Raw genomic sequence first — 24,347 nt, 5'->3', positions numbered from 1 at the left:
TTCAATTATTTGCGTCGGAGAGCAGAATGACTGAAGAAGCCGCAATTTCTGACAAGGAATTGGACCCCAACTCGACAAGGGGAAAAATTGCGCGTTTTTCGTCATTGTTGAGTCAGCAAATCAAGAACAACTGGCAGCAGAACTATCCACCAGAGTCGCGGAAGCATCTGCGATCGTTCTCCTCGTCAGAAGTTTCTGAATTAGTCGGTATTGCTCCCGCAACCTTGCGGCAAATGTCGCTCGATAACGAAGGGCCGCAACCTGCGCGATCTGATGGCAATCGTCGCATGTATAAGCTCGAACAGATTAACGAACTTAGATCTTTTTTGGCTGAAAAGCGTCCGGCTCAGTCCCTGCAGTTTAATCCTCGCCGTCGCGAGAAAGACGGAATGCAGATTGTCGCAATAGCCAATTTTAAAGGCGGTTGTGCGAAAACGACAACTGCTTTGCATTTAGCTCAGTTTCTGGCGTTACAAGGACTCCGCGTCCTAGCCATAGACCTTGATACCCAAGCAAGTCTGACGGAGATGCTGGGTGTCCAACCAGTCTTGGAGGTTGGCGACAATGAAACGGTGTTTGGGGTCCTCCGATACGATGAGGAGCGGCGGCCGCTTCCGGAAATAATTCGGCCAACCTACTTTGCAGGATTGGATCTAGTTCCAGGGCAGAGCGAACTGCAATATTTCGACTATGAAACTCCTGCGGCCATCATCAGCAACAAATACGTGGGAGACGAGTATTTCATTCGTCGTTTGGCTACTGCGCTGAGAAGTGTGGAGGACCGTTACGATGTTGTGGTGATCGATGCGCCACCGCAATTGTCGTATTTGACTTTAAACGCTGTCTATGCCGCTACCGGCCTAATTATCCCTGTGCAGTCCGCGATGATCGACGTCGCAAGCATGAACCAGTTCTTGTACATGTTGGACGAAATGCTCGAGCAAATGGCTCATTTTGGTGCTCCGGTCGACCATGAATTCATGCGCTTTCTTTTGACCCGACATATTCCCCACGATGTGCCACAGGTAAACATAGCCGCGATGCTTCGTTCTCTCTTCGGTGAAAGCGTTTTGACTGCAGCGGTTGTTGAGACCACGGCGATCACAAATGCCGGACTGGAAAATAAAACGCTGTATGAGCTCGAAAAAGGTTCTGTTGGACGCGATACCTACAACCGAGCCATAGAATCCGTGAATGCTGCCAACACAGAGATCTTCCACGAAATATTGAAAGTCTGGGGACGGTGATGAACAAAGCATCCAACCGGGCAAAACGCCTTGCCGGCATGTTTGGCGCGGTAGACCCGAACGAACTTGCCAAACAGGCTGAAGCTGAGAAATCGGACAAGTCTACCAGCCGGCCGATGACCACAGCTCCGACGAAGGCACTTCAGGCGAGCTTTGCAAGCATCGAAGAAGAAAACCTTCGGCTGAAAGCCGAGCTCGAAAAATCCAAAACGATTGAGCTCGACCCGGTCACAGTGCGAGCTTCCATCATTCAAGATCGCCTTGATTGGACCGACGAGGACCCGGATTTCCAAAGCCTGATGATTTCCATTAGAGAAGAAGGACAGCGGCTTCCCATCCTTGTTCGCCCCCATCCGACAGAAAGCGGTCAGTACCAACTGGCATATGGGGCGCGACGCAATCGTGCTTGCATGGTTCTTGGGCAAAAGGTGAAAGCTTATGTTCAAGAGCTTTCTGACGAAGAGCTTGTCATCGCTCAAGGTCTTGAAAATAACGAACGAAAGAACCTTTCCTTTATTGAGCAGGCCGTGTACGCGGTCGCTCTGATGGAAGCCGGTTTTACCCGTAAGCTTGTAGCCAAGTCTGTAGGCGTAGCGTCGGACACCACGATCTCGAAAATGTCGGCAATCGTTGCATTGGTGCCGGCTGATATCTTCCGTTTGATTGGACCTGCACCCAAAATAGGTCGAAATCGTTGGGAGGCATTTGCGAGCCTCGCTGAACGAGGTGCAAAGAAACCTTCGATCCTGGAAGCGGTGCGTGCTCTACCTGAAAGCGTTGTCTGGAAGGGAGCTGACTCCAACAAGCGTTTCGAACTGGCTTATAGGACAGCTGAAAAAGCAGACAAATTCAGGACGACGAAACCTAGAGCCGAAAAGTCTCGTTTGGAGAACGAAGGTCGTTCGTTCGGGACGATGGAGCAGACCAGCAACGGTGTCAAAATCTTCCTGGATGCGAAGAAAGAGCCCGCATTTGCGCAGTTTGTCGCTGATAAGATGACGGTGTTGATTGAAGAGTTCAAAAAAGGCGAAAGGAAACAAGCTAGCAAATAATACCATGAAACAAAGAACCCGCCACGTGGGCGGGTCCTCGTTGAGATAAGCACGAGTGCCTATAATCTCGGTCTAGCAGCTCTGATTCTAGAATCACTCGCAGTGCAACGCAAGTTCTGTCTCGCAGCAGAGCACGATTTCTTGCGTCTTCCGGCTTGTCTCGCATCTGAAAATTCAGTGCCCGGTCGCGTTTGTACGCTTCCGGCAAAGGAGGACTTATGTCTTCGTCTCAGCAGATTGCGAGTTTTCGCAAGGTGTCTGCCGGGATCCTTGCGAGCGCGCATCTGGCGTCCCAGGAGGACCGGCCTAAGGTCACCAAGAAAGAAATCTCCCTGGTTCTGAAACGCGTCGCGCCGGCGCTTTGTATCGATGGTACTGCCTACCATGTCCTGGATATTCTCCTGGGCCTTGTCCAGGCTGACGACTTTCAGGCAGGGAAACGGCCGGTGGTGGCGATCTCAAATCAACGGCTTGCCGAATACACACGGCGCACCACGCGCACCGTCACGCGTTGCCTGAAGAAGCTCGTTGAAGCAGGGGTCCTTGCCTATCGGGACAGCCCGACCGGGCGGCGATATGTCTACCGCGGTTCAGACGGAGATTTTGCGCAGGCCTACGGGCTCGACTTCACGCCTGCATGCTTCAACCTGGAAGCCTTCAAGGCTCAAGCGGATGCGTTCCAGCGCCGGATTAAGGCAGAGCAGGAAGCCAGGCGAGCCGTCACGCGCTTTTCACGGGCGATCGCCGACATGGTTGAATTGGAGCCTGCGGAGTTTCACGGCTTTGCTGCACGGGCCCAGTCGATTGTGATCAAGGACGAATTGAATGTGGTGGAGAAGGCAACGATCCTTGAATCGCTCTACACGCAGGTACTGGCTCTCCATGAAGCCCACTCGTTGGAAATAAAGGAAAAAATGTCATGCGCGGGTGACATTGATGTCAGCCCTTTATCTATTACAACCCAAACCGACTCTCTTGGAAGTAATCCTCACCGGACTTGCTCTAACGAGCAAGACACTAAATTTCCTTCTGACAACGGCTTCGCCGTTGAAATGGCTCTTGAAAAAGAGCCTTGCGGCGGGCGCACGGAAACACAACGGCCGAAATCGCAAGCGGGGAGGGGAGGGCCAAGTAAATTACCCGAAACCAACCTGGATGGCGTTTCCATAGGGCTCATCCAGTCGGCATGTTCATCGGTACAGGCAGAAACCGGGATCAACTTGAACAGTTGGCCAGCCCTTTGTGGAACTGCTGAACAGTTGCGCCTGCTGATCGGCCTAAGTCCAGCCGGATATCAGCTCGCTGTCGAGCGCCAAGGCCGATATCTGGCCGCGGCCTGCCTTGTGGTTGTCGCCGAGAAGGCGCTGCGGGATCCGGAGCACATTGCCTCGCCTGGCGGGTATTTCCGCGCCATGATTGACAGGGCAGGGGAGGGCAAACTCCACCTTCACAAGTCTCTGCATGGGCTGGTGTGAGGCGGTGGGCGCGCGGACCGGGCGGCGAAAACTTGCGCTGAACACACGATAGACTTGGAAATCCATGAAGAAAATGCTATCTAGCTAGGAAGCTAGCCAGTTGATGAGGGCAAGATGATTACGCTTCAAGATGCAAAGAACAGGTTCAGCGCTGTGGTTGAAGCCGCAATGGCTGGCCGGCCGCAGGAAGTGTCCCGCAGAGGCAAACCAGCCGTCGTCGTTATCTCCGCAGAAGAGTATCACCGGCTTCTCAGAGAAGCGAAGGGACGGCGCGAGAGCTTTGCAGACCATGTCCTCAGTTTCCCGGGAGAGGGCTTTGAGCGATCGAAAGTGTCGCCCCGGGATGTCGAATTTTGATCTATGTTCTGGATACAAACGTGATTTCCGCCGCAAGGCGTGCGGAAAGAGCGCCCAAGGTCGCTGCCTGGTTGTCGGATAAGCCAGAGGAAACGCTCTATGTGAGCGTTGTCACGCTTGGCGAAATTGAAAGAGGAATCCGGCTTCAGGAACGGCGGAATGTGGATTTTGCCAAGGATCTTCGTCTGTGGTTGGACCGGACGGTTTCGATGTTTGGCGACCGGTTGTTGGAGTTTACCGCATCGGATGCCCTATGTTGGGGTGAGCTCTCCGCGAGAATTGGTCACAACGGCGCCGATCTGATGATTGCTGCTCAGGCTTTGACCCGAAACGGATGGGTCGTTACCGGGAACGCGTCTGACTTTGAACCAACGGGCGTGCAACTTGTCGATCCATTCGTTTGAATGGAAGTCTTGATTGCCATATCCGCGTTATGGGATGAGATCTGGGATAAGCATTGCCAATCGCTCGCGTGCAAGCTCGGACCTTCGGTAGATGTACGGCATACACACTCGACATTCGCCTTCGACAGCTAGAAATGCTATTATAGGTTAGAGAGTTAGGGACAATTCGCGGTCCTGGCTCTCGGTGGCGTCAGTTGCTAAGTCCGTAGTTTGGAGACTACCCATGAACGTTCATTCCTCCCGTCCGGACCGTTCCCCGGAAGCCGTGGAACAGCGCCGCAGAGCCATGGAACAAGCCACTGCGGCCAACAAACGGCAGGGCTATGTTCATGATCCGGTTCTGGAAAACGCCAACGCTCGCTATGTCGCCGGAGACATATCGATTGAAGAGCACCGCGCCGAGATGATGGCCCGCTTTCAAAAGTCCTGAATTCCCTTCAGAGTAGGTCCAGGCCGCCCCGGAATGGGCGGCTTATTTTTATGAGGAATTCTGTTTGAGCAACGAACAAAAAGGCTCATACACCTATCCGGATGTTGCCGGGGATCCGGAGCGCTCAGGCGTCCTGCGGAACAAATTGAACCTCAGAACACGGAGCGATCTTACGGCCGCGGAATACGCGCTAACAACCTCGCGGATGGCAGAAGTCGTTCACGGCCGCGGCCCCTCGGGCAACTTTGACGCTGCGCACCTTAAGGCCATACACCGCTTCATTTTTCAGGATGTCTACGAGTGGGCAGGGCGTACCCGGAACGAAAGCCCTGTCATCGATGGCGAGCGCGTTGAGCCGATCGGCGTGATATCGAAAGGCGGTACATCCTTTCTCCATGCATCCCGTCTGGTATTGGGCCTGAACGAAGCCTTGAAGCCGATTCAAGACCAGGGCGTCATGAAATCGGCCACCCCGGAAGAGTTCGCCAGAAGGGCGGCCCTGGCGCTGTCGGAGCTCAATTACGTTCACCCCTTTCGGGAAGGCAATGGCCGCGCCCAGGAAGCCTTCATTACGATGCTCGGTCAGCACTATGGCCGGGAGGTGGATTTATCCGTCATCACCAAGGCCCGCATGATCGAGGCTTCCATCGAGACGACCCACGATCCAAAAAGCCCGTTGATGCAACACCTCCTCGAGGACTCCCTGAACCCCAATCGGCGGGAGGCTATCCGGGGCGCACTCTCGGATCTGGAACGGCTTGGAGAAAACCCGTTCGACCACAATGTGCGCGCCTCCCGTCCAGGCGAAACTCTGACCGGTCAAATCCTGGGACACAGCGACCGCGTTGCCAGCCTGTTGACCGAAAAAGGTATCGTGGCGCTGGACCGGGCGGACCTTCCTGTCAGGTTGCCGGCAGGCGATGCGGAAATCACGATCACGGTTCAATCGGATTTTTCCATTCTGGGCCAGCAGCCCGCACAGAATGCCGAACGTATCCTCAGCTCGACCAAGGAGCGCCTTGAATCCCTTGTTTATGAAGCCGCCGGCGTCATGGTGCCGGAAAGGGTGCTCAGCCCCGAGGTGACGAGAGAGGAGCTGCGGGACCGGCTTGCGGTTTCCAAGGCCGCAATCAAATCGACCGGGAGCCTGGAGCGCCATCTCAAGGTCGTCTTCGCGGATCCTCAGAAAGTTATCAATCGGGTGAAAGACGCCGCAGAACAGGGCAAACTCGGCGATGCCTCGTTGGCGTATGAATTGAAGGACAGTCCCGAGAAATTCGGTAAACTCGCGGGGCGAGGCGGCATAACCTCGAGCCGGGAAGAGCGGCTTGCGCGCCGGAATGCGCTTGCCGGTACCGTGAACCTGCGTGCCATCGTGGAAACGCACATCAACGTGGTGCACGGTATCCGCAAGACGATGGCCCAGGAGCGTCGCGCCGTTGTCGACCAGGCCCGGGTTGAGGTGAGCGCGCCAAGCCAATCGTTGATGAAAGCCATCCAGGAATCCATGCCTTTGACCGAGGCGCACAAGGCCGAGCTCCGGCAGGTGATGGCAACGCTGGAAAAACGCTTCGGCTCGGACTTGAGGGAGATCCGCGCGCACATGAAGCCTGAAAGGCATGCGGAGCTCTCCCAGAAACACGGCCTCGATCCGAAACAGATCGAGCGGGTGAAGAGCACCTTGAAAGTGCTTGACAAGGGGCAGGTTCGCGTTCGCCAGGAAGCCCGCAAGCTGGAACAAGCGAAGTCAGCTGAGCAAGGCAAGGGTGGGCCAGTCCGCTAGTCAGGCCGAACATATGGCGGAGAGGGCAGGGGGCCGGTCATCTTCCGGTTCCCATTGGAGCTATCCGAATATGCCGACGATTGGACAATACGGCCTTGAGCTTGTCCTCAACCTTGGGCGCAAAGAATTTCCCCGCCGAGATCACCCCACCTGGCAGGCCAGGCGGGACCCCAGATCGCCGGCTCCTCGCGAACCAAATTCTTAGCGCCCTTCGGCCCTCCTCTGGCGTTTCGGTCCCTTCGGGATGCGGCCCGCGCTCTTGGCGGCCGTTCTTTTTTGTCCATCGGCAATTCAAACAAAAGGAACCGGAAGATGACCGACAACCTCACCAACTACATCCAGTTCGCCGGCGACAAGCTCACGGGCAACATTGCAACTCTGGCCTTCGACGTCGATGTGACCGGCGAAGCCTTGCACAGCGACAACGAGAAAGCCCCCAAGTTCCGGCTCTTTGCCAAGAGCCCCGCTGGCCGGCGCATCGATATCGGCGGCGTCTGGGAGCGAAACAATGCCAACGGCGATCCGTACTTTTCGCTCACCATCAACACCGGCCACTCGAAGTTCTACGCGAACCTCGGCCGGTTTCCGGATCAGGATGACGACACGCTTCAGGCCGTCATTCCGAACGACTTTCTCAACAGCGATCGCCGGGGTTAATCCCCCGGCCTTCGGGCTTTCCCAAATGTCGGCAGTGGGGCCGGGTGGAGACTGGCGGCTTTCAGCGTTTGGAGCGAGGATAGCAGACGCTGATCTTCCACCTGGACTACGTTGACGGGCTTCTTGGAAGTTGCGCGGTCGGAGCGCACAAGACGGAACACAGCTGACCAACCATGTGCCCTAAAGACACCGAATGGCATCGTGGGTTGCTCAGTTTGCGGAACACGGATGTGTCACGGCGCATCCCGACTGACCGTTCACCAGGGCGATATTGCCATAGAGTTACTGCGCTGCCCGGACTTTCACCCGGGCAGCAGTGACCATTGCCGAGATCAGTTCGGCATCATCGCGCCGATTGCGTACATGCCGTCGTCGCCCTTCACCAGCATCAGGGTGACGGTGTCGCCCTCGTTGATGTCACCCATCATCTCAGCGCCTTCCAGAACGGTCAGGTCCATGGTCATGGCCGGCCAGCCGATCTCCGGGATCGGGTCGTGGCTGACATTGGCGGTGCCGTCGCCGATGGAATTGACGACGGCCTTGGCGTGAACCGCACCCTCCATCTGTTCATCGGACATCGGCATGTTGGAATGATCCATGCCATGCGAGGACTGCGCCAGGGCAGCGGGCGTCATGGCTAGGGACAGGAAGGCCAGGAGCGAGAGTGTCTTCATTTCAGGGTCCTTTCGTTGGAGTGCTTGGTGTTCCACGGGATCATTCGGCCGGCTGCGCCGCACCGATGTCCGGTGTTCTTTCGCTGAGTTCGCGGTTCACGCGCGAGAGCGCGAGCCGCTTCCAGATGACAAAAATCGAGGGAATGACGAAGAGGGTCAGAAGGGTCGCCGTCGCCATGCCACCCACCATGGGAGCGGCAATCCGCTGCATGATTTCCGATCCCGTGCCCTGCCCGTACATGATCGGGATCAGGCCGGCGAAGATCGTGGCGACCGTCATCACCTTGGGCCGGACACGCAGCAGCGCGCCTTCGAAGACAACCTCCTCGACATCCAGCGTTGTCATTTTCCGGGCTTCGCCGGCGGCCAGCTTCTTGCGTTTCTCCCAGGCCAGGTTGAGGTAGAGCAGCATGACGATGGCGGTCTCGACGGCAACCCCGGCCAGGGCAATGAACCCGACGATGACCGCGACCGACATGTCGAAATCGAGGTACCAGAGGAACCAGACGCCGCCGGCAAGCGCGACCGGCAGGGCGGCCAGGATGATGCCGACCTCGATGACCCGGTTGAACGCCATGAACAGCATCAGGGTGATGATCAGCAGCGTTGCCGGAGCCACAAGCTTCAGGCGCTCCTGCATGCGCTCGATATATTCGTACTGGCCGGACCAGGAGATCGAGTAGCCCGGCGGCAATTGAACCTTCTCGGCCACCACCTTGCGGGCTTCCTCGACATAGCCGCCGAGGTCGCGCCCGGCGATGTCGATGAAGACGAAGCCGGTGCGCCGCGCGTTCTCGGACCGGATCATGCCCGGACCGTCCACAATGCTAACCTCCGCCAGCGCGCCGAGCGGAATGTGGGCCCCCGATGGTGTCACCACAGGCAGGTCGCGCAGGCGTTCCGGACTGTTGCGCCATTCCTGCGGATAGCGAAGGTTGATCGGAAAGCGCTCGAGCCCCTCGACGGATTCCGAGACCTGCATGCCGCCGATCGCGGTCTGCACGACGTCCTGTACGTCACGGACACTCATCATGAACCGAGCGGCAGCCTCCCGGTTGACGCCGATCTCGACAAACCGGCCGCCGACGGGCCGTTCCGCATAGGCTGACGCAGTTCCCGCAATGCCGGACACCGCAACCTCGACCTCGATGCCCACCTGTTCGATGACCTCAAGGTCCGCGCCGGTGATCTTGACACCGACCGGGGTCTTGATGCCCGTTGCCAGCATGTCGATCCGGTTCTTGATCGGCTGGATCCAGACATTGGTGACGCCCGGGATCTGAACAGCCTTGTCCAGTTCGTCCCGAATGCGGTCCATGGTCATGCCCGCGCGCCAGTCGGACTGAGGTTTCAGCTGGATGGTTGTCTCGATCATGGTCAGCGGCGCCGGATCGGTCGCGGTGACCGCGCGGCCCAGCTTGCCGTGGACGGTCAGCACTTCCGGAACAGTGGCGATCAGGCGGTCGGTCTGCTGAAGAACTTCTCGGGCCTTGCCGATGGAAACCCCCGGATAGAGCGTCGGCATGTAGAGGAAATCGCCCTCGTTCAGTTCCGGCATGAACTCCGTGCCGATCCGCTGGAGCGGCCACCACAGCGACGCAACCAGAGCTGCTGCCAGAAGCGTCGTCGCCCAGGGCCAGGCCACGGCGGCATCAAGGAACGGCCGGTAGATCCAGATGACGATCCGGTTCAGCGGGTTTTTGCTCTCCGGCAGGATGCGCCCGCGCACGAAATAGCCCATCAGCACCGGCACCAGGGTGATCGACAGGATGGCCGCCGCCGCCATGGCATAGGTCTTGGTGAAGGCGAGCGGCTTGAACAGCCGGCCTTCCTGGCTTTCGAGAACGAAGACCGGCAGGAAACTGACGGTGATGATGGCAAGCGAAAAGAACAGCGCCGGACCGACTTCCGAGGCACACTCGCCGACGATCTTCCAGCGGTTTTCCGCGGTCAGCTTTTCGTGCTCCAGGCGACGGTGCATCGCCTCGATCATCACGATGGCCGCGTCCACCATGGCGCCGATGGCGATCGCGATCCCGCCCAGCGACATGATGTTGGCGTTGACGCCCTGAAGCTTCATGACGATGAAGGCCGCCGCGATGCCGAGCGGCAGAGACAGCAGGATGACCAGCGACGAGCGGATGTGCAAAAGGAAGGCCGCGCAGACCAGAACCACCACGATGAATTCTTCGGTCAGCTTTTCCTTGAGATTGTCGATGGCCCGCTCGATGACGCCGGAGCGGTCATAGGTCGTGACGATTTCGACGCCTTCCGGCAGGCTGGCGCGCAACTCCCCGATCCTTGCCTCGACGGCCTTGATCGTGGCGAGCGCATTTCCGCCCCAGCGCAGGATCACGACCCCGCCGACCGCGTCGCCCTCTCCGCCGAATTCACCGACCCCGCGGCGCATTTCCGGCCCGAGGCGAATGTCGGCGACATCGCCGAGTGTCAGGGCGGCGCCGCGGTCGTTGACCATCAGGGGCGCCTTGGCGAGATCGGCGAGTTCGTCGACATACCCGGTGGAGCGCACCATGAACTCGGCTTCGCCCATCTCGATCACACTGCCCCCGGTCTCCCGGTTCGCCGCCTGAATGGCATTGCGGATCTGGGCGAGCGTCACGTCGTAGGCGCGCAACTTGTTCGGGTCGACGACCACCTGGTACTGCTTGACCATGCCGCCGATGGTGGCGACTTCCGAGACGCCCTCGACGGTTTGCAGTTCGTATTTCAGGAACCAGTCCTGCAGGGCTCTCAACTGCGACAGGTCGTGGTTTCCGGACCGGTCGATCAGGGCGTATTGATAGATCCAGCCGACACCGGTGGCGTCCGGTCCAAGCTGCGGGGACACACCTTCGGGAAGGTTCGCCGAAATCTGTCCCAGATACTCCAGGACGCGGGTCCGGGCCCAGTAGAGATCGGTGCCGTCCTCGAAGACGATGTAAACGTAGCTGTCGCCGAAGAAGGAAAAGCCCCGGACATCGCTTGCGCCCGGAACCGCCAGCATCGCGGTGGCCATCGGGAAGGTGATCTGGTCTTCGACAACCTGTGGCGCCTGGCCCGGATAGGGCGTGCGCACGATCACCTGAACGTCCGAAAGGTCCGGGATCGCGTCGACTGGCGTTTCGCGGACAGCCCAGACACCGGCGACCGCCATCATCGCGGCAAGCGCCAGCATGATGAACCGGTTGGCGATGGAGGCGCGAATGATTGCGGCAATCATCACATGCCCTCCTCAAGGCGTGTCCCGACCAGCGTCATGGAAAAATCCGGATTGCGCCGCAGCAGAAGCGTGATCTCGCGATCCAGAGGCAAATCGGAGGTCCCGAGCGCCGGATCGACGGCAAAATCCATCGTCATGCCCGGCATGCCGATCTCGGTCATGGGGCCGTGCGTGATGTTTGCGGTTCCCGCATCCGTGTCGACGGCGTTGATGGTGCCGCGGACCTCCATCGGCGGCGCAACCGGTTCCGCCTTTGCCAGCACCATGGTCATGCCGTCCGGCCGGTTGAAGGTCAGGGAGGTTTCTACGCCGATGGGCAGGGCCTGAAGATCCAGCGCGGCGTCGACGGCAAAGGCCATGGTCATGCCCGGCATGCCGATCTCGGCGATGGGGCCATGGGTGATCGTTGCGCTGGCCGCCGCCGCATCAACGGCATCGATTTTTCCCGACACAACGATCGGAGCGGCCGCCTCCGGCTCTTCAGAGGCAGGTGCCGGCGAAGCCTTGTCCCCACCATCCATCGGGCGAACCGCGACGATGGAGAAGAGGCCGCTGTCATCCCTCGAGAGATCGAACTCGACCGGCACCTCCAGCGGCACCGTCGCGGGATCGAGACCGGCGACCGCCAGATCCATCTGCATGGCGGGCCAGCCAAGATCCGGGACCGGACCGTGATCGAGGGTCAGCTTACCGTCGGCAGTGACGGCAAGCACCGTGCCTGTCCCGGTCGCAGCGACGCCGTCGTCGCTGCCCAGTTCGATCAGGCCCAACAGACCGTCGGCACCCCGTGCCGCGCGAAAGGCCACCTGTTGCCCTTCGCTCAGCCTCTCCAGGGGAACGGTTGCCTGCACCGGAAACCGCGATGTCATGGCCGGCCAGTCCACGCTCTCGAGAGCCTCGTGACGGATGGTTGCCATGCGGGTTTCGCGGTTGAGGGCAATCAGCTCGCCGGTGCCGCGCGCGGGGGCTTCGTCGGTCGGCGCCATGCGCATCAGTCCGGCATTGAGCGCGCTTTCGCTGTCGATGAGGAACTGGGCGGAGGCGACGACCTCCTCGCCCGGCGCCAGGCCCTGGGCGACTTCCGTACGGCCGCCTTCGCCGAAATTGTCGCGCAGGCCCGTCGTGATCAGGCGCGGTTTGAAAGTCCCTTCTCCAACCTTGATGATGACCCGTTCCGCTGCCCCTGTGCGAATGACCGCTTCGGAGGGCACCGTCAGGGCCGTGTGCGTTGCTTTTGGGACGAGGCTGACATTGCCGAACATGTTGGGCCGCAACAGCCCGTCCGAATTGTCGAACCGCAGACGCACCGGAAGCGTTCGCGTCTGGGCGTCCAGTTCCGGATAGATGTAATCGATCTCGCCTTCAAAGCTGCGGCCCGGCAGGTGCTCGAAGCGGGCAACCGCGCGCATGTCTTCGCTCAGACGTGCGATGTCCCTTTCGAAGACATCGACGATCAGCCAGACCTGGTCGAGATCGGTGATCGACAGCGCTTGGGTGCCGGGCTGGAGGAACATGCCCTCCGCGGCACTGATCGCGATGACGACACCATCGCGCGGGGCTTCGATCTTGATCCGCCGGGCGACTTCCCCGGTCGCTTCTATCTCGGCGATCTGGGTTTCCGATGCCCCATGGCTGCGCAGCTTGTTGCGGGCGGACTCGACGGACAGCCCGTTGCCGTTCTTCAGCGATCTCAGGAAGTCGAAGGCCGCGACGCCGAACTCGGGCGAGAAAAGCTCGAACAGTACTTCGCCCTTGGTGACACGGTCCCCGACCGCGCGCACATCAAGCGTCTCGATCCAGCCATCGACACGGGTGTGCACATGACTTGTCAGATGCTCGTCGTAGCGCACGAAACCGACGGTCTCGATCCGTTGCGAGATTTCATCGACCTGTGCGAGAGCCGTTCGTACGCCGATTGCGTTTATTTCTGCCGCGGACAGCTTGACTTCGGCAGGGTCGCCGGACGGTTCCTGTCCCGCATAGACCGGGATGAGATCCATGCCCATCGGCGACTTCCCGGGACTAGGCTGGCGGAAATTCGGATCCATCGGGGCGACCCAATACAGAATTTCGGGTCCGCCCGATGAAGTGACATCGGCTGGATTCAGGTAAAGGCGCTCGAGATACACCCCTCCTGCCGCGCCGGCGGCAAGGGCAAGGATGCTGAGCGCAGCATAACGACCACGCATGGAAACCTCTGGGTCGCCGTCGGCGGAGCGCCGACGGCATGTCCATCTACAAAGGCGCCCGGAAGGTTTCCGGACACGGCAAAGAAGGATGTCAGAGGGGTCTTGGTGGGCGATGCGGGAGGGAGAGGTCAGCGCGCTGCAAAGCGTCGGGGGGAACCCGGACAAAGCTGACGTCATACAGGACGCCGGACAGCGTCATGTCGCTGGCGCGCACCGTGTCGCCGGCACAATAGGAGCCGTCACAGCAATCAGCCAGGACGGGGTCTTCATCGAAATCCGCGGTGCGGTCGGCCTGATTGTGCGTCTCGTGGGCCATGGACTTGCCGCAGGGGCTGTCGGTCTTCTCAACGCTCATGTGACCTGACGCACCGGCTGCACTGTGTCCCGGTGTCAAACCGGCAAAGGACACCGCGAACGCCAGCCACAGCGTCGCGACAAGTCTGCCAAGTTTGAATGAAGTCGAGATCATGGCGTCCATATATGCCTGAAAATGTCCGGCGCAAGTAAATTTTATGTGCACCGCAAGAAAGGGGTTGCCCGGCTCTGTGAACCTTCAGAAATCTGCCTAGGCTTTCTCAAAAAATTCAATTGTTGGCGGCATTCGACGCTTTTGGTAGTGTTTTGACGTCCAGAGAACAGTTCGTCTGGACAGACAGTGGGCGACGACAAACGGAGACCGGCTTATGCCAGTTATCATATATGCGCCCACGGAACGCGTTGAGCGCAACCTCAAGCAGATCCTGGACAGGCTCTTTTCAAACTGCGTCCATTACCAGGACCTCCGCGACAATCATCAGCATCTGGCGACATTGAACAGGCCGCCGCATATCGACGTGCGGATCCAGGGCATCATTCGTCTCTTCGAGTTCAACAATCCGCAGCAGCATTTTTCCAGCGTGGTCGCGTCGGTGGCCAGCGCCATTCAGCAATATCATTGGGAAGCGCACACCGAGAAGGTCGGTGAGATACTGCAGGCGATCGATTCCTCCTCTTCAGAAGTGCTGGTCTATCTGAGCGCCGGCCATTTCTCTGTCACCCGGTTCAGACCGCACCCGCATCCGCACATGCGCACCCGCGGACTTCTGATTGCCACCGGTCCGGGACTGCCGACGGGCGGTATCGTGCGCGTCGGTGCAGGCAACGAACTCTATTCCCGCCTGTATGGCCATGCCGGCCGGCAACTGATGCGCGCGGGCGACGAGGCCCTGATCAACGGCATCATCAATCTGGGGGTCAATGTCGGAACCGGCATGGTCCTGGCCCGGCTCCTGGGGGCAACCGGTCTTATCTCCCAAGCGGATGCGGGGGCTCTCTGGCGCGGCTTCAGCCTGCTGAGGCAAGGCGGCGCGGTGGCGACCGCGCGTCAAAGATAGATTGCCGACAGGGGTACCAAACGGAGTTGTCGGGCAATCATGCGAGACGGCGATCCCTTCATGCTTGGCCTTGTGGACCTCACCGCACGGCGAACTGTCCCATCATGCCGGCATCTTCATGCTCCAGAACATGACAGTGGTACATGTAGGGAGCCTCCGGCGGAGCAGGCCGCGCAAACGTCACCTGGATCTCGCAACGGCCGGTCACCAGCACCGTGTCCTTCCAGCCCCGGTATTCCGGCCGGGGCCGGCCCCCGTTTTCCGACAATACCTGGAACCGGGTCCCGTGAATGTGAAACGGATGACTGAGCATGTCTGAACTGACCGACCAGATCTCCGTCGAGCCGAGCGGGACGGTAAAATCCAGTCTCCCCAGATCAAAGGGCTTGCCGTTGATTCCGAAAGAGGGGCCGCCACCCATCATTCCCATGCCCATGTTCAGCTCAAAGGACCGCCTCCGGGCGCTCGTGGAAGGGGACGTCACCGGCGTACCGCCGAGGTTGTCCGGCAACCGGTCGAACCGTACGGGAAGTGTCTCGTCCACGATTGCGGACAGCACCGGGAAGGATTGATCCCAGACCTGGTCCAGCACGCCCCTGAAGCGTCCCATCATTCCGCCAGGCCCCTGGTTCGGATCCTGCTTGCTGAACAGGGTCAGCGGACGGCCATCCGAGAAATCGACCAGAACCTCCGCGCGTTCGCCCGGCGACAGTAGCAAATGAGGCAGTTCGACAGGTGCGGGAAGAAGGCCGCCGTCCGAAGCAATCAGGTGGAGCGGCCGGTTGTCGTCAGCCTCAAGATCATAGATCCGCGCGTTAGAGCCGTTCAGCAGCCGCAATCTGACAATCCCCTTCGGCACGGCAACAACCGAACCTGCCTGACCGTTCACGAGGATCGTGTCTCCGGTCATGCCATGCATGAGATCCATCATGCCGAGCTCATAGGGCATGGTTCCGTCGGCCGCCAGGCGCCGGTCCTGTATGACCAGCGGCAGATCGTCGATGCCATGGCTGTTTGGAATGCCGCGCTCGTCGTCGAGCCCATCCACGATCTGGAGCATGCCCGCAAGCCCGTGATAGACCTGAATGCCGGTTCTCCTGTGGCTGTGCGAGTGATACCAGAGCGTTGCCGGCGGCTGGCTGATCTCGAGATCGGCATTCCAGGTTGCTCCGGGCGGTACCGGCTGATGCGGCCCGCCATCCTGGTCGCCAGGGATCAGCAATCCGTGCCAGTGCACCGTGATATCTTCCCCGAGCGTGTTCCTGACGGATCCGCGGAAGTGGCCCGCACCGAGCCGGATCACCGGGCCGAGATAGACCTGGTTGAAGCCGGCTGTGGCCGCGGCTCCTATACCGGGCATCTGATGCGTGCCCGGCATCGCCGTCAGTTCGAACGCCCCGTTCGCCCGCGCATCGAGGAGTGGCGGAAAACGCAGCCTGGGCAGTGTTCCCAGTTCCTCGCCCCTCGGACCGGAATGGCGCAGGCCATACCGGTAGGCGCCGCCCGCCGCGACCAGCGCGGCAGCTCCACCCAAAAACAGTTGTCTTCTGTTCAACACGCCTTTTCCGATCGTGCATGACCGCGCGAAGAGACCGTGAGACCGGGCTCCCCACCCGACTGGTTGCAGGTTATCTTGTCACCGGTCCTGCCGGGCTTCCCGGATTGCCTGCATGAGTTCCTCGGACGAGACGAGGCCCGGAAAAAGGCTGTCCGCGACGATGAAGGTCGGCGTGCCGTTGATGTTGAGGGCTTCGGCGAGGTCCATCGACAGGCTGATATGGGCCTCGACTTCGGGGGCTGACATGTCCGCCTCGAGTTGATCGACATCCAGTCCGATCTCCCTGGCGATTTCCATCGTCGTGGCTTCCTCGATCCGGCCCTCATGGCCCATCAGCGCCCAGTGGAATGCGTCATACTTGCCCTGCTTGCGCGCCGCGAGCGCAGCCCGTGCCGCAAAGACGGATCCTGGGCTCAAAATGGGCCATTCCCGATAGACCAGCCTCACATTCGGATCCGTTTCGAGAAGGGCTTTGACTTCGGGCATCGCACGTTTGCAGTAGGGGCAATTGTAGTCAAAGAATTCGACCAGCGTGACGTCGCCCTCCGGGTTGCCCAGGACCGGCGCATTCGGATCCTGTTCCAGTTCGGTGCGCCTTTCCGAAAGGATCGAAGCCACGCCGGCCTGTTGGCGCTCCAGCTGCCTTTGCTGGAGCAGGCCGATCGCCTCCTCGATGATTTCAGGATTTTCGAGGATAGCCTCAAGCGCCAGTTCCTTGACCCTGCTTTCCGACAGACCGCCGCCCTGATCGGCCAGGGCGGTCGAAAAGGTTGTGAAAACGGCGATCAGGATCGCGCCCAGGCCGGGAAAACGGAAAGTCATTGGCTGTTGCTCCTCATGCGTTCGTTCATCATGTCGTGCCGCTCCCGGATTTCTTCGGGCCATTGTGCCTTGATCCAGGACAGCGCGGCGACAATCTCCGCATCGCTCAACGTGTCTTCGAAGGCGGGCATGTTCGACTTGAAATCTTTCAGATCCAGGGCTTTTGCCGTTCCAAATTTCGTCACCCGGAACAGCAGTTCGTCCGCGTGGTGCCAAGTGTGCCCGGTTGCGTCATGGGGAGGGGCCTTGAGCGTCCCGTCGGGATTGCCCGATTGCCAGTCCGGTTCCCCCTCGAGATCTACCCCATGGCAGGAAGCGCAATTTTGCGCATAAAGCTCGCCGCCCTGGCTCACGAGTTCGCTGTCGTCCGGTTTCAGTTCGAAAACCGCTGAGTTGCCTGAATCTGTCGCAAAAAGAACGGCTCCCGAAGCGATCGCAATCAGCAGCAGTCCGACGACTAGAGGCCATTTCACTGAAACACTGTTCATGACAACACAACAATAGGTGATCCGACCGGAACCCGTCCGTACAAGTCGATGATGTCCTGGTTCATCAGCCGCACGCAGCCACTCGATACTGCATTTCCAATCGTCCAGTATTCCGCGGTTCCGTGCAGCCGATAGAGCGTGTCACGTCCGTCCTGAAAGATGTAGAGTGCCCGTGCCCCGAGCGGGTTTTCCAGACCGGGCGGCATGCCGCCATTTCGCCAACTCCACTTTTCCAACTCCGGTTCGCGTTCGATCATTTCATCGGGAGGTGTCCACTTTGGCCACTCGGCCTTACGTGCGATTTCGGCTCGACCAGACCACTCGAACCCCGCACGCCCAAGCCCGACGCCATAGCGCATGGCCTTGCCGTTCTCCTGAACGAGGTAGAGATAGAAACTGGAAGTATCTACGACCAGCGTCCCGACTTTTTCAGTCGTGCGATAATCGACTTGCTGGCGATAGAAGCGTTCCGGTACCTTCTTTAGATTAATGGCAGGAAGCGGAAATTGCTCAGTCGGCATAGACCTGTACATGGACAGATAAGCAGGGTCCTCGGACAGAGGGACAGGTTCCTGGGCACCGTCGCTTGAAACGCAGCCGCTGACGGCGAGCCCTGCGAGGCTCGCCGTTCCGGCAAGAAAGGTTCTTCTTGTCAGCTTTGTCATGAGACCTCATTCACCCATGTTCATGAAGGACTGCGGCTGGTCGGCCGCGTCGTTTTCAAGGGTGAAGACCGTGTATTTGGCTTTGGGATCAAAGCCCATGCCGAGGGATCCCTGTGGCATCCCCGGAACGGCGATGCCGCGGATGTCCGGCCGCTCCGTCATCATCTTCTGGATGGCTTCCAACGGCACATGGCCTTCAATGACGTATTTCCGGTCATCGCCGATCACTGCCGTATGGCAGGCCTGCATGTCGTCGGGGACGCCGGCCTGTTTCTTGACGGACGACAAGTCCTCCATGTCTTCGATTTCAACATTGTATCCCGCGGCCTTCGCCGCGTCCGTCCACACCTCGCAGCAGCCGCACCAAGGGGATTTGAAGACCGTAATGGTGTTGTTGTCATCAGCAATGCTGCTGGCAGTCAGAGCTGCGAAGCTGCCCAGAGCCAGAAACGCCAATCTTGTTTTAGTCATTCTTCATTTCCTGTTTCGAGTGGCCGTGGCATGACTTGCCCATGAAGCGGTGCATGACAAAATGCATGCCTATGCAACCCAGCATCGGCGCTGCATAAAGCAGAGTCTGTCCGATGGTTTGTCCCGCCGGGGCTGCCGCAATCAGGAAACCTGTGCCGATCACCATTGCCGCGCAGCATGCGAGCATGAAGAGGTTGTGCCCTGACAGTAGCTTCCCGGAGGAGAGAGATGTCGTTGCAGTGGCTTTAACCGGCGGAACGGACTTTTTGAGGTCTGTGTTTGTCGCTTGATTGGTCATAGGATGATCACTCTCGTTCCCAATGGGACGCGCTCAAACAGATCTTCGACATGCGCGTTGATCATACGAACACAGCCGTTCGAAACGGACCGTCCGATCGAGGATGGTTCGGTTGTGCCGTGGATTCGGTACATCGTGTCGCGGCCATTGCGATACAGATAAAGGGCCCGCGAGCCGAGCGGATTTCGAGGACCGCCCGGAACGCCACCAGCATATTTGGCATATTTCCTTGGATTTCGTTGGATCATGTTGGCGGTCGGCCGCCAACTGGGCCACTTTGCCTTGCGCTCCACAATCGCTTCGCCTTTCAAGGACAGCCCGGCTCTGCCAACTCCTATGCCGTAGCGCCTTGCCTTTCCGAACCCTTCAACGAGATAGAGAAAATGGTTAGCCGTATCCACCACGATGGTTCCGGGCGGATGGGAGAAATATCGTACGGATTGTGGTTCGAATTTCGGGTCGACCTTGAAGGTGTTATTTCCGGTCTGGTGCGCATAGGCTGGGGTGATAGAGGCCCCCAACGTTGCAACTGCGCCAAAAATCAGGCCTCGCCTGGATAGCATTGTTTTACTCCAATACAGATTGGTTTCACGCACTCGGTCCTCGCTGACCAGAGCGCAGGCACCTGATCAGATCTGTCTTGGAGGCCGGTTTTCCGGCGAAGGTTTGCATGCAAAGAATTCAGCCGGCCGCCAAAGTTCAGGGATAATCCTGACCTGCGGCAGGGCGGCGGCATGCGTGCCAAGGTAAGAGACGCAATCCGAACTGCAATGCGATGCTTTCTGGGTTTCGGTTTGTTCGCCGCCTTGCTCGCAGCACTTCATGGGGTGAGCGCTGGCGAACGCCTGCGCCGTTGTATTCGCTTCGAGCTGATGTGAAAGCGCCGGCGTCTCTACATGATCAAGTTCAAACGCAGTGGCGGTATGAACCACTGCGAAGAGTGCAATCAGAAAGACCGAAACCCACGTGCGCATGACGTCTGGATACCTGATAAACCTCAACAATTCCATACGTGAACCTACACACTTGAGTGAACGCACTAGGCGACATCAAACCAGGTGTTCATGCCCGCCGCTGCGTGTTCCAGCATGTGGCAATGAAACAGCCACTTGCCGGAATTGTCCGCCACGAAGGCAATCCGGACTGTCTGTTCGGGACCGACCAGAAACGTATCCCGCCAGGGATCACCGTCATCGATGGTCGCCCCGCTTCGCTCGATCACCCGGAAATGGTGCCCGTGCACATGCATGGCATGCATGAAGGCGGTGTCGTTGAAGACCTCCAGGATGATCGTCTCGCCTCTTTGGGCCGCCAAAAGCGGTTCCTCGGCCAGGTTGGCAACCCCGTTGAAGGCCCAGAGCTGCTTGGTGCGCGGATAGTCCTCTCCAGAAAGCACCTTGCCCTGGTAGACCGCCTCGACCATCCGGCCCATGGCGCCACCGGTCATGTCGACACGCACCACCCGGGCGTTGTCCAGATCCGGTTCGGGAATGGCGTTCAGCGGCAAGGACACGGCTGATTGCTGTGTCCCGTTCACCTCGACGGTCCGGAACCGGACAAAGGGATAGGGATCGTCTCCCGAAAGCTCCTCCAGCAAGAAGTCATCGTCAGGTGTCACCAGAAGATCCATGCGTTGTGCCGGGCCAAGCAGCATTGGGGCATAGGCCGGTGTTCTGGGCTCCGGGAGCGGCTGGCCGTCATAGGCCAGGATCTTCGCGTTGAACCGTCCCGGGTCGATCTCGAAAATCCGGGCATTTGCCGCATTGATCAGCCTGAGACGCGTGGCCTGTCCGCGAACCAGCTGAAGTTCCGGATTGCTTTCGCCGTTCACCGTCAGCCAGTTGCCGAACCGGCCGCCATGGCTCCAGTCCATCAGATGACCGAGACTGGCGAGGTCGAGGCTGCCGTCCCGGTTGAGCCGCCAGTCGTCGATCACCAGCGTCAGATCGTTCTCCCGGCTGAAGGCGGGCTCGCCTTCATCCACGATCAACGGGCCGTAGAGCCCGCGCGCAACCTGGTTCCAGCTCTTGTTGTGCGCATGATACCAGTAGGTTCCGGCATCCGGCACGACGAACTCGTAGTCGAAGCTCTCACCGGGCGGCACCGCGGGCTGCGTCAGCCCGGCGACGCCGTCCATCGCGTTATCGATCCTGATTCCGTGCCAGTGGATGGAGGTCGGTTCCTCGAGATTGTTGATGAGCCGCACCTTCACGGTCTCACCCACCCGCACCCGGACTTCAGGTCCGGGTGCGGTGCCGTTATAGGTCCAGAGTTCGGACGCAGAAGCATCGTCGCGGTAGAGTTTCTTGCGGGAGGGCCCGGCAGTCAGTTCCAGAAACCCGTCGGACGCCCGGGCAGCGGTCAGGAGCGGAGGCAGGGACAAAGCTGTCGCCCCCGCTCCGGCCAGTTTAAGCACTCTGCGCCTTGTCAGCATGGTGTCAGTTCTCTCTTTCCAGGAGATAGGTCGCGATCGCTTTCCTGTCTTCGTCGGTCAGGAAGGCTGTGCCGTCCCGAACCACTTCGCCCATCGAACCGCCAAAGACATCGCCGTCCGGCGTGATCCCGGTCTTGAGCGCGTATGACAGGGAGTTTATGGCCCAACCGCCGTCCTTCAATGCCTTTTGCGTGATCGGTGGCGATTTGCCGCCGTCGGGAAGCTCCTCGGCACCATGCAGGGCCATTTCCGCCTCCCGGGCGCCAAGCAGGTTCCGCGGCGTGTGGCACGCGCCGCAATGGGCCGGCCCTTCCACGATATACTTGCCCCGGTTCCAAAGATCGCTCTTTTCCGGGTTCGGCGAAAACGGCGCCGGGTCATGGTAGCGCGCTCGCCAGACCTTGAGCCCTGCCCTCAGGTTGAAAGGCGGCAGCATCTCGTGCGCCTTCGAAGGTTCGGCAACGGGCGGAACGGTTTTGAACGCCGCCCAGAGATCCGCGACATCCTGGTCGCTCAAGCTGCTGTAGAACGGATAGGGAAACGACGGAAAATAGGGGCTTCCGTCAGGGGCCACCCCCTGGCGCAGGGCACGCGCGAAATCCTCCAGGTTCCAGTCGCCGATACCGTGCTCGGGATCGGTTGTCAGATTGGGCGAATAGAAGGTCCCGAAATCCGTCGGCAAGGCCACACCGCCCGCAAGCGGCTTGCCACCTCCATCGGCATTCGTGTGACAGGCAATGCACCCGGACATTCTGGCGAGATAAGCACCCCGCCCCGGGTCGGCTTCGAGATTTTCGACCGCTTCCGCACGGCCGATGGGCCAGAAATGCAGCCCTGCAAGGACCACTCCCGCAAACGCGGGAGCAGCCATTGCCGCAATGAGCCAAAAGCGCATCGCCTATTTCTTCTCGACCCGGAACTTGGAATGGCAGGCCGAACAGGTTTGGGCGACCATGTTGAAGATCCCGTCTGCCGGCATCTGGGCCAGCATTTCGGGATCCGTCATTGGCGTTTCCGTCCCCATCATGCCGCCCTGGGTCATCATGGCGCCGCCGCCCATCATGCCGCCTTCGGACATCATCGCGTTTCCGCCCATCATGCCTTCCTGCCCCATCACGCCTGCACCGGCGCCATGGGCAAGGCCGTTGTCCGCGGCCTTGCCGAGCGCCGCGGCGAAGAGATCCAGCTGATCGGCGAGGGTCTCGAATTCCTGCCAGTTTGACCAGATCTCGGGCTTGGCCTCCGAGGGCCCTTCGATGCTGTGTTCCGGGAAGAGCTTCGTCAGGGCCTCGCCTGAATGGGACTGGATCACCTCGGCACCCTTGCGCACCGTCTCGGCGTCATAATCCGTTTCGCCGCGCATGATGGACGTGAGGGATTTCATCGCATCCCCCATCGCCCCCATGGCGTCCATGCGTTCCTTGACGATGCCCGTGGCACCTCCATGCGCCAGGGCCGCAGCGGCTCCGGCCAGCACAAGGGTGCCGGCAATGGTCATGACTCTGAATTTCATGAATCTGTTCCTGTAACCGTTTGATCGGCGATGGTCGCCGAAGAAGAATTCAAGCGGGAAGAGGAACAGCTCGTGGAGGTGGCGGGTCCAGGTTTGCCGTTCTGGAATATACCGAAACCGGCGAGATCGTGCCGGTGTCCGGCACAAGATCGGGAACCGACAGATGAGCATCCGCGGTCAGGGCCAGCAGATAGGCACCGCAGTGAACAGTCTCGTGCTCGGCGGCATGCTGCCCGTCCGGGACGGTGCCGGCATGCGCGTGATGGTCGTCGACATTCGCTTCCAGGGCATGTGCATGGTCGTGAGGCATGTCGGCGGACACATGGCTGAACGTCCCCCCTGCCAGCAGGAAAGCCGCCGCGAGAACGGTCCTGAAGAAAGCAGGGAAAATAGAACGGCGATGCATCGTGGCTGACCTACTGGATCCCGTTTGCGCGCTGGAGCGTGCGGACATAGGCAACAATCCGGCCAACATCCCGTTCGGTCAAGTCTTCAATCGGCGGCATGTTGCCAAACGGCCAGTGATGAGCGCGAACACCCTGCCGGACTGCCAGGAAAAACGACCCGTCAGCATGATGGGAAGGCTCGTAAATCTTGTGTACCAACGGCGGTGCTATGCCTTCCTGACCGGCCGCGTTCACTCCGTGACAGCTTGCACAGTTCTTGTTGAAAACCGTCTTGCCTATCGCCGCAGCGCCTTCCAGCGGGGGCAGGGTCACCTCGACCATGGGGGCTCCTGAGGCCTCCTTGTCCGAGCTGTTCCGGTCAATGAGGAAGTACCCGCCTATCAGCACAGCTGCAATCAGCAGGAGCATCACACGTCTGTCATACTGCATCAGAACGGACTCCGGCAAGATCATCGAGAATGGGACATTCGGGCCGGTGGTCGCCTGCGCACGCATCGGCAAGGTGTGCAAGCGTTGCCCGCATCGACTGGAGCTGGGCGATCTTGTCGTCAATCCTTTCCAGATGAAGTTCCACCAGGCTTTTCACCTGACCGCTTTCACGGTTCTCGTCGTTGTAGAGCGACATCAGCGCGCGGCATTCCTCGATGCTGAAACCAAGCGCTCGGGCGCGCCCGAGAAAGGCGAGCCGGTGGAGATCCTTGTCCTGGAAGGATCGATAGCCATTGCCGGTTCTCAGCGGTCTGATCAGGCCGATATCCTCGTAGTAGCGAATGGTCTTCGCCGGGAGGCCGGATTGGCGGGCCACTTCACCGATATTCATGACACCTCTC

Annotated in this window: 27 protein-coding genes and 1 pseudogene; 10 read left to right on the top strand and 18 right to left on the bottom strand. The window is 59.6% G+C overall.

Annotated features, from left to right (window positions below):
• Positions 1 to 26 precede the first annotated feature (26 nt).
• The 9 genes and pseudogenes from repA to ACYQ54_RS28020 all read left to right on the top strand — a co-directional run bounded on the left by repA (position 27) and on the right by ACYQ54_RS28020 (position 7,405).
• Entirely contained in the window at positions 27 to 1,247 is a 1,221-nt protein-coding gene (gene repA / locus ACYQ54_RS28060; protein ID WP_460088352.1) for a plasmid partitioning protein RepA, read from the top strand.
• On the top strand, positions 1,247 to 2,299 hold the full coding sequence (gene repB, locus ACYQ54_RS28055) for a plasmid partitioning protein RepB (protein ID WP_460088349.1): 1,053 nt from the start codon (positions 1,247 to 1,249) through the stop codon (positions 2,297 to 2,299). The genes repA and repB overlap by 1 nt, the downstream gene beginning before the upstream one ends.
• 218 nt (positions 2,300 to 2,517) lie before the next feature.
• Positions 2,518 to 3,774, top strand: a complete 1,257-nt coding sequence (gene repC / locus ACYQ54_RS28050) for a plasmid replication protein RepC (RefSeq protein ID WP_460088348.1) — start codon at positions 2,518 to 2,520, stop codon at positions 3,772 to 3,774.
• 114 nt (positions 3,775 to 3,888) lie between these two features.
• Positions 3,889 to 4,131, top strand: a complete 243-nt coding sequence (locus ACYQ54_RS28045; RefSeq protein ID WP_460088346.1) for a type II toxin-antitoxin system Phd/YefM family antitoxin — start codon at positions 3,889 to 3,891, stop codon at positions 4,129 to 4,131.
• Positions 4,128 to 4,535 carry a PIN domain-containing protein gene (locus ACYQ54_RS28040; RefSeq protein WP_460088345.1) on the top strand — a complete coding sequence of 136 codons (408 nt, stop codon included), beginning with the start codon at positions 4,128 to 4,130 and terminating at the stop codon, positions 4,533 to 4,535. Before ACYQ54_RS28045 ends, ACYQ54_RS28040 begins: the two co-directional genes overlap by 4 nt.
• A 223-nt stretch (positions 4,536 to 4,758) precedes the next feature.
• Positions 4,759 to 4,965, top strand: a complete 207-nt coding sequence (locus ACYQ54_RS28035) for an antitoxin VbhA family protein (RefSeq protein ID WP_460088342.1) — start codon at positions 4,759 to 4,761, stop codon at positions 4,963 to 4,965.
• A gap of 64 nt (positions 4,966 to 5,029) precedes the next feature.
• A pseudogene (locus ACYQ54_RS28030) lies at positions 5,030 to 5,920 on the top strand (Fic/DOC family protein); the annotation flags it as partial.
• A gap of 96 nt (positions 5,921 to 6,016) precedes the next feature.
• Positions 6,017 to 6,748: a BID domain-containing protein gene (locus ACYQ54_RS28025; RefSeq protein ID WP_460088384.1), complete on the top strand. Its 732-nt coding sequence runs from the start codon at positions 6,017 to 6,019 to the stop codon at positions 6,746 to 6,748.
• Positions 6,749 to 7,060: 312 nt separating this feature from the next.
• The gene (locus ACYQ54_RS28020; RefSeq protein WP_460088341.1) at positions 7,061 to 7,405 is read left to right on the top strand and encodes a DUF736 domain-containing protein; all 345 of its coding nucleotides are present in this window, start codon (positions 7,061 to 7,063) and stop codon (positions 7,403 to 7,405) included.
• A gap of 332 nt (positions 7,406 to 7,737) precedes the next feature.
• Here the strand turns inward: ACYQ54_RS28020 and ACYQ54_RS28015 are convergent, their stop codons facing one another.
• The 4 genes from ACYQ54_RS28015 to ACYQ54_RS28000 all read right to left on the bottom strand — a co-directional run bounded on the left by ACYQ54_RS28015 (position 7,738) and on the right by ACYQ54_RS28000 (position 13,957).
• A complete protein-coding gene (locus ACYQ54_RS28015; RefSeq protein WP_460088338.1) occupies positions 7,738 to 8,079 on the bottom strand; it encodes a copper-binding protein in 342 nt (113 codons plus the stop codon).
• 40 nt (positions 8,080 to 8,119) lie between these two features.
• Positions 8,120 to 11,299: an efflux RND transporter permease subunit gene (locus ACYQ54_RS28010; RefSeq protein WP_460088337.1), complete on the bottom strand. Its 3,180-nt coding sequence runs from the start codon at positions 11,297 to 11,299 to the stop codon at positions 8,120 to 8,122.
• Positions 11,299 to 13,488 carry an efflux RND transporter periplasmic adaptor subunit gene (locus ACYQ54_RS28005; RefSeq protein WP_460088334.1) on the bottom strand — a complete coding sequence of 730 codons (2,190 nt, stop codon included), beginning with the start codon at positions 13,486 to 13,488 and terminating at the stop codon, positions 11,299 to 11,301. The genes ACYQ54_RS28010 and ACYQ54_RS28005 overlap by 1 nt, the downstream gene beginning before the upstream one ends.
• A 91-nt stretch (positions 13,489 to 13,579) precedes the next feature.
• Positions 13,580 to 13,957 (bottom strand): hypothetical protein, encoded by a 378-nt coding sequence (locus ACYQ54_RS28000; RefSeq protein WP_460088332.1) that lies wholly within the window; start codon positions 13,955 to 13,957, stop codon positions 13,580 to 13,582.
• Between the two features lie 214 nt (positions 13,958 to 14,171).
• Here ACYQ54_RS28000 and ACYQ54_RS27995 point away from each other — a divergent pair, with 214 nt between their 5' ends.
• Complete coding sequence (locus ACYQ54_RS27995) at positions 14,172 to 14,861, top strand: lipocalin-like domain-containing protein (RefSeq protein ID WP_460088330.1); 690 nt, start codon at positions 14,172 to 14,174, stop codon at positions 14,859 to 14,861.
• A 79-nt stretch (positions 14,862 to 14,940) separates the two neighbouring features.
• Here the strand turns inward: ACYQ54_RS27995 and ACYQ54_RS27990 are convergent, their stop codons facing one another.
• From ACYQ54_RS27990 to cueR, 14 genes are all read right to left on the bottom strand, one after another.
• Positions 14,941 to 16,419 (bottom strand): multicopper oxidase domain-containing protein, encoded by a 1,479-nt coding sequence (locus ACYQ54_RS27990; protein WP_460088327.1) that lies wholly within the window; start codon positions 16,417 to 16,419, stop codon positions 14,941 to 14,943.
• Between the two features lie 78 nt (positions 16,420 to 16,497).
• Positions 16,498 to 17,241 carry a DsbA family protein gene (locus tag ACYQ54_RS27985; RefSeq protein ID WP_460088326.1) on the bottom strand — a complete coding sequence of 248 codons (744 nt, stop codon included), beginning with the start codon at positions 17,239 to 17,241 and terminating at the stop codon, positions 16,498 to 16,500.
• Positions 17,238 to 17,714 carry a c-type cytochrome gene (locus ACYQ54_RS27980; protein ID WP_460088323.1) on the bottom strand — a complete coding sequence of 159 codons (477 nt, stop codon included), beginning with the start codon at positions 17,712 to 17,714 and terminating at the stop codon, positions 17,238 to 17,240. The genes ACYQ54_RS27985 and ACYQ54_RS27980 overlap by 4 nt, the downstream gene beginning before the upstream one ends.
• Before the next feature lie 11 nt (positions 17,715 to 17,725).
• On the bottom strand, positions 17,726 to 18,394 hold the full coding sequence (locus tag ACYQ54_RS27975; protein WP_460088322.1) for a L,D-transpeptidase: 669 nt from the start codon (positions 18,392 to 18,394) through the stop codon (positions 17,726 to 17,728).
• Positions 18,395 to 18,400: 6 nt separating this feature from the next.
• Complete coding sequence (locus ACYQ54_RS27970) at positions 18,401 to 18,865, bottom strand: DUF411 domain-containing protein (RefSeq protein ID WP_460088320.1); 465 nt, start codon at positions 18,863 to 18,865, stop codon at positions 18,401 to 18,403.
• Positions 18,858 to 19,163 (bottom strand): hypothetical protein, encoded by a 306-nt coding sequence (locus tag ACYQ54_RS27965; protein ID WP_460088318.1) that lies wholly within the window; start codon positions 19,161 to 19,163, stop codon positions 18,858 to 18,860. Before ACYQ54_RS27965 ends, ACYQ54_RS27970 begins: the two co-directional genes overlap by 8 nt.
• Positions 19,160 to 19,726, bottom strand: coding sequence for a L,D-transpeptidase (locus ACYQ54_RS27960; protein ID WP_460088381.1), 567 nt, complete (start codon positions 19,724 to 19,726; stop codon positions 19,160 to 19,162). Before ACYQ54_RS27960 ends, ACYQ54_RS27965 begins: the two co-directional genes overlap by 4 nt.
• A gap of 66 nt (positions 19,727 to 19,792) precedes the next feature.
• Positions 19,793 to 20,137 (bottom strand): hypothetical protein, encoded by a 345-nt coding sequence (locus ACYQ54_RS27955; protein ID WP_460088317.1) that lies wholly within the window; start codon positions 20,135 to 20,137, stop codon positions 19,793 to 19,795.
• Between the two features lie 65 nt (positions 20,138 to 20,202).
• Positions 20,203 to 21,597, bottom strand: a complete 1,395-nt coding sequence (locus ACYQ54_RS27950) for a multicopper oxidase family protein (RefSeq protein ID WP_460088315.1) — start codon at positions 21,595 to 21,597, stop codon at positions 20,203 to 20,205.
• 4 nt (positions 21,598 to 21,601) lie between these two features.
• A complete protein-coding gene (locus tag ACYQ54_RS27945; RefSeq protein WP_460088313.1) occupies positions 21,602 to 22,492 on the bottom strand; it encodes a c-type cytochrome in 891 nt (296 codons plus the stop codon).
• Positions 22,493 to 22,495: 3 nt separating this feature from the next.
• A complete protein-coding gene (locus ACYQ54_RS27940) occupies positions 22,496 to 23,110 on the bottom strand; it encodes a c-type cytochrome (RefSeq protein ID WP_460088311.1) in 615 nt (204 codons plus the stop codon).
• 49 nt (positions 23,111 to 23,159) lie between these two features.
• Positions 23,160 to 23,516: a hypothetical protein gene (locus ACYQ54_RS27935; protein WP_460088309.1), complete on the bottom strand. Its 357-nt coding sequence runs from the start codon at positions 23,514 to 23,516 to the stop codon at positions 23,160 to 23,162.
• Between the two features lie 10 nt (positions 23,517 to 23,526).
• Positions 23,527 to 23,946: a c-type cytochrome gene (locus ACYQ54_RS27930; RefSeq protein WP_460088308.1), complete on the bottom strand. Its 420-nt coding sequence runs from the start codon at positions 23,944 to 23,946 to the stop codon at positions 23,527 to 23,529.
• Positions 23,936 to 24,337, bottom strand: a complete 402-nt coding sequence (cueR, locus tag ACYQ54_RS27925) for a Cu(I)-responsive transcriptional regulator (protein WP_460088305.1) — start codon at positions 24,335 to 24,337, stop codon at positions 23,936 to 23,938. Before cueR ends, ACYQ54_RS27930 begins: the two co-directional genes overlap by 11 nt.
• Between the last annotated feature and the right edge of the window lie 10 nt (positions 24,338 to 24,347).

This window comes from Roseibium sp. LAB1 (assembly GCF_054658235.1).
This window is presented reverse-complemented; position numbering and strand designations above follow the sequence as displayed.

What these genes read in the sequence shown, in the direction of transcription:
- ACYQ54_RS28005 (WP_460088334.1), bottom strand. Translation starts at nt 13,488, where the DNA reads ATGCGTGGTCGTTATGCTGCGCTCAGCATCCTTGCCCTTGCCGCCGGC.
- cueR (WP_460088305.1), bottom strand. Translation starts at nt 24,337, where the DNA reads ATGAATATCGGTGAAGTGGCCCGCCAATCCGGCCTCCCGGCGAAGACC.
- repB (WP_460088349.1), top strand. Translation starts at nt 1,247, where the DNA reads ATGAACAAAGCATCCAACCGGGCAAAACGCCTTGCCGGCATGTTTGGC.
- repA (WP_460088352.1), top strand. Translation starts at nt 27, where the DNA reads ATGACTGAAGAAGCCGCAATTTCTGACAAGGAATTGGACCCCAACTCG.
- ACYQ54_RS27960 (WP_460088381.1), bottom strand. Translation starts at nt 19,726, where the DNA reads ATGCTATCCAGGCGAGGCCTGATTTTTGGCGCAGTTGCAACGTTGGGG.
- ACYQ54_RS27940 (WP_460088311.1), bottom strand. Translation starts at nt 23,110, where the DNA reads ATGAAATTCAGAGTCATGACCATTGCCGGCACCCTTGTGCTGGCCGGA.
- ACYQ54_RS27970 (WP_460088320.1), bottom strand. Translation starts at nt 18,865, where the DNA reads ATGACTAAAACAAGATTGGCGTTTCTGGCTCTGGGCAGCTTCGCAGCT.
- ACYQ54_RS27975 (WP_460088322.1), bottom strand. Translation starts at nt 18,394, where the DNA reads ATGACAAAGCTGACAAGAAGAACCTTTCTTGCCGGAACGGCGAGCCTC.
- ACYQ54_RS27950 (WP_460088315.1), bottom strand. Translation starts at nt 21,597, where the DNA reads ATGCTGACAAGGCGCAGAGTGCTTAAACTGGCCGGAGCGGGGGCGACA.
- ACYQ54_RS28045 (WP_460088346.1), top strand. Translation starts at nt 3,889, where the DNA reads ATGATTACGCTTCAAGATGCAAAGAACAGGTTCAGCGCTGTGGTTGAA.
- ACYQ54_RS27985 (WP_460088326.1), bottom strand. Translation starts at nt 17,241, where the DNA reads ATGACTTTCCGTTTTCCCGGCCTGGGCGCGATCCTGATCGCCGTTTTC.
- ACYQ54_RS27945 (WP_460088313.1), bottom strand. Translation starts at nt 22,492, where the DNA reads ATGCGCTTTTGGCTCATTGCGGCAATGGCTGCTCCCGCGTTTGCGGGA.
- ACYQ54_RS27955 (WP_460088317.1), bottom strand. Translation starts at nt 20,137, where the DNA reads ATGCGCACGTGGGTTTCGGTCTTTCTGATTGCACTCTTCGCAGTGGTT.
- ACYQ54_RS27930 (WP_460088308.1), bottom strand. Translation starts at nt 23,946, where the DNA reads ATGCAGTATGACAGACGTGTGATGCTCCTGCTGATTGCAGCTGTGCTG.
- ACYQ54_RS28000 (WP_460088332.1), bottom strand. Translation starts at nt 13,957, where the DNA reads ATGATCTCGACTTCATTCAAACTTGGCAGACTTGTCGCGACGCTGTGG.
- ACYQ54_RS27995 (WP_460088330.1), top strand. Translation starts at nt 14,172, where the DNA reads ATGCCAGTTATCATATATGCGCCCACGGAACGCGTTGAGCGCAACCTC.
- ACYQ54_RS27965 (WP_460088318.1), bottom strand. Translation starts at nt 19,163, where the DNA reads ATGACCAATCAAGCGACAAACACAGACCTCAAAAAGTCCGTTCCGCCG.
- ACYQ54_RS28025 (WP_460088384.1), top strand. Translation starts at nt 6,017, where the DNA reads ATGGTGCCGGAAAGGGTGCTCAGCCCCGAGGTGACGAGAGAGGAGCTG.
- ACYQ54_RS28020 (WP_460088341.1), top strand. Translation starts at nt 7,061, where the DNA reads ATGACCGACAACCTCACCAACTACATCCAGTTCGCCGGCGACAAGCTC.
- ACYQ54_RS28010 (WP_460088337.1), bottom strand. Translation starts at nt 11,299, where the DNA reads ATGATTGCCGCAATCATTCGCGCCTCCATCGCCAACCGGTTCATCATG.
- ACYQ54_RS28035 (WP_460088342.1), top strand. Translation starts at nt 4,759, where the DNA reads ATGAACGTTCATTCCTCCCGTCCGGACCGTTCCCCGGAAGCCGTGGAA.
- ACYQ54_RS27935 (WP_460088309.1), bottom strand. Translation starts at nt 23,516, where the DNA reads ATGCATCGCCGTTCTATTTTCCCTGCTTTCTTCAGGACCGTTCTCGCG.
- repC (WP_460088348.1), top strand. Translation starts at nt 2,518, where the DNA reads ATGTCTTCGTCTCAGCAGATTGCGAGTTTTCGCAAGGTGTCTGCCGGG.
- ACYQ54_RS28015 (WP_460088338.1), bottom strand. Translation starts at nt 8,079, where the DNA reads ATGAAGACACTCTCGCTCCTGGCCTTCCTGTCCCTAGCCATGACGCCC.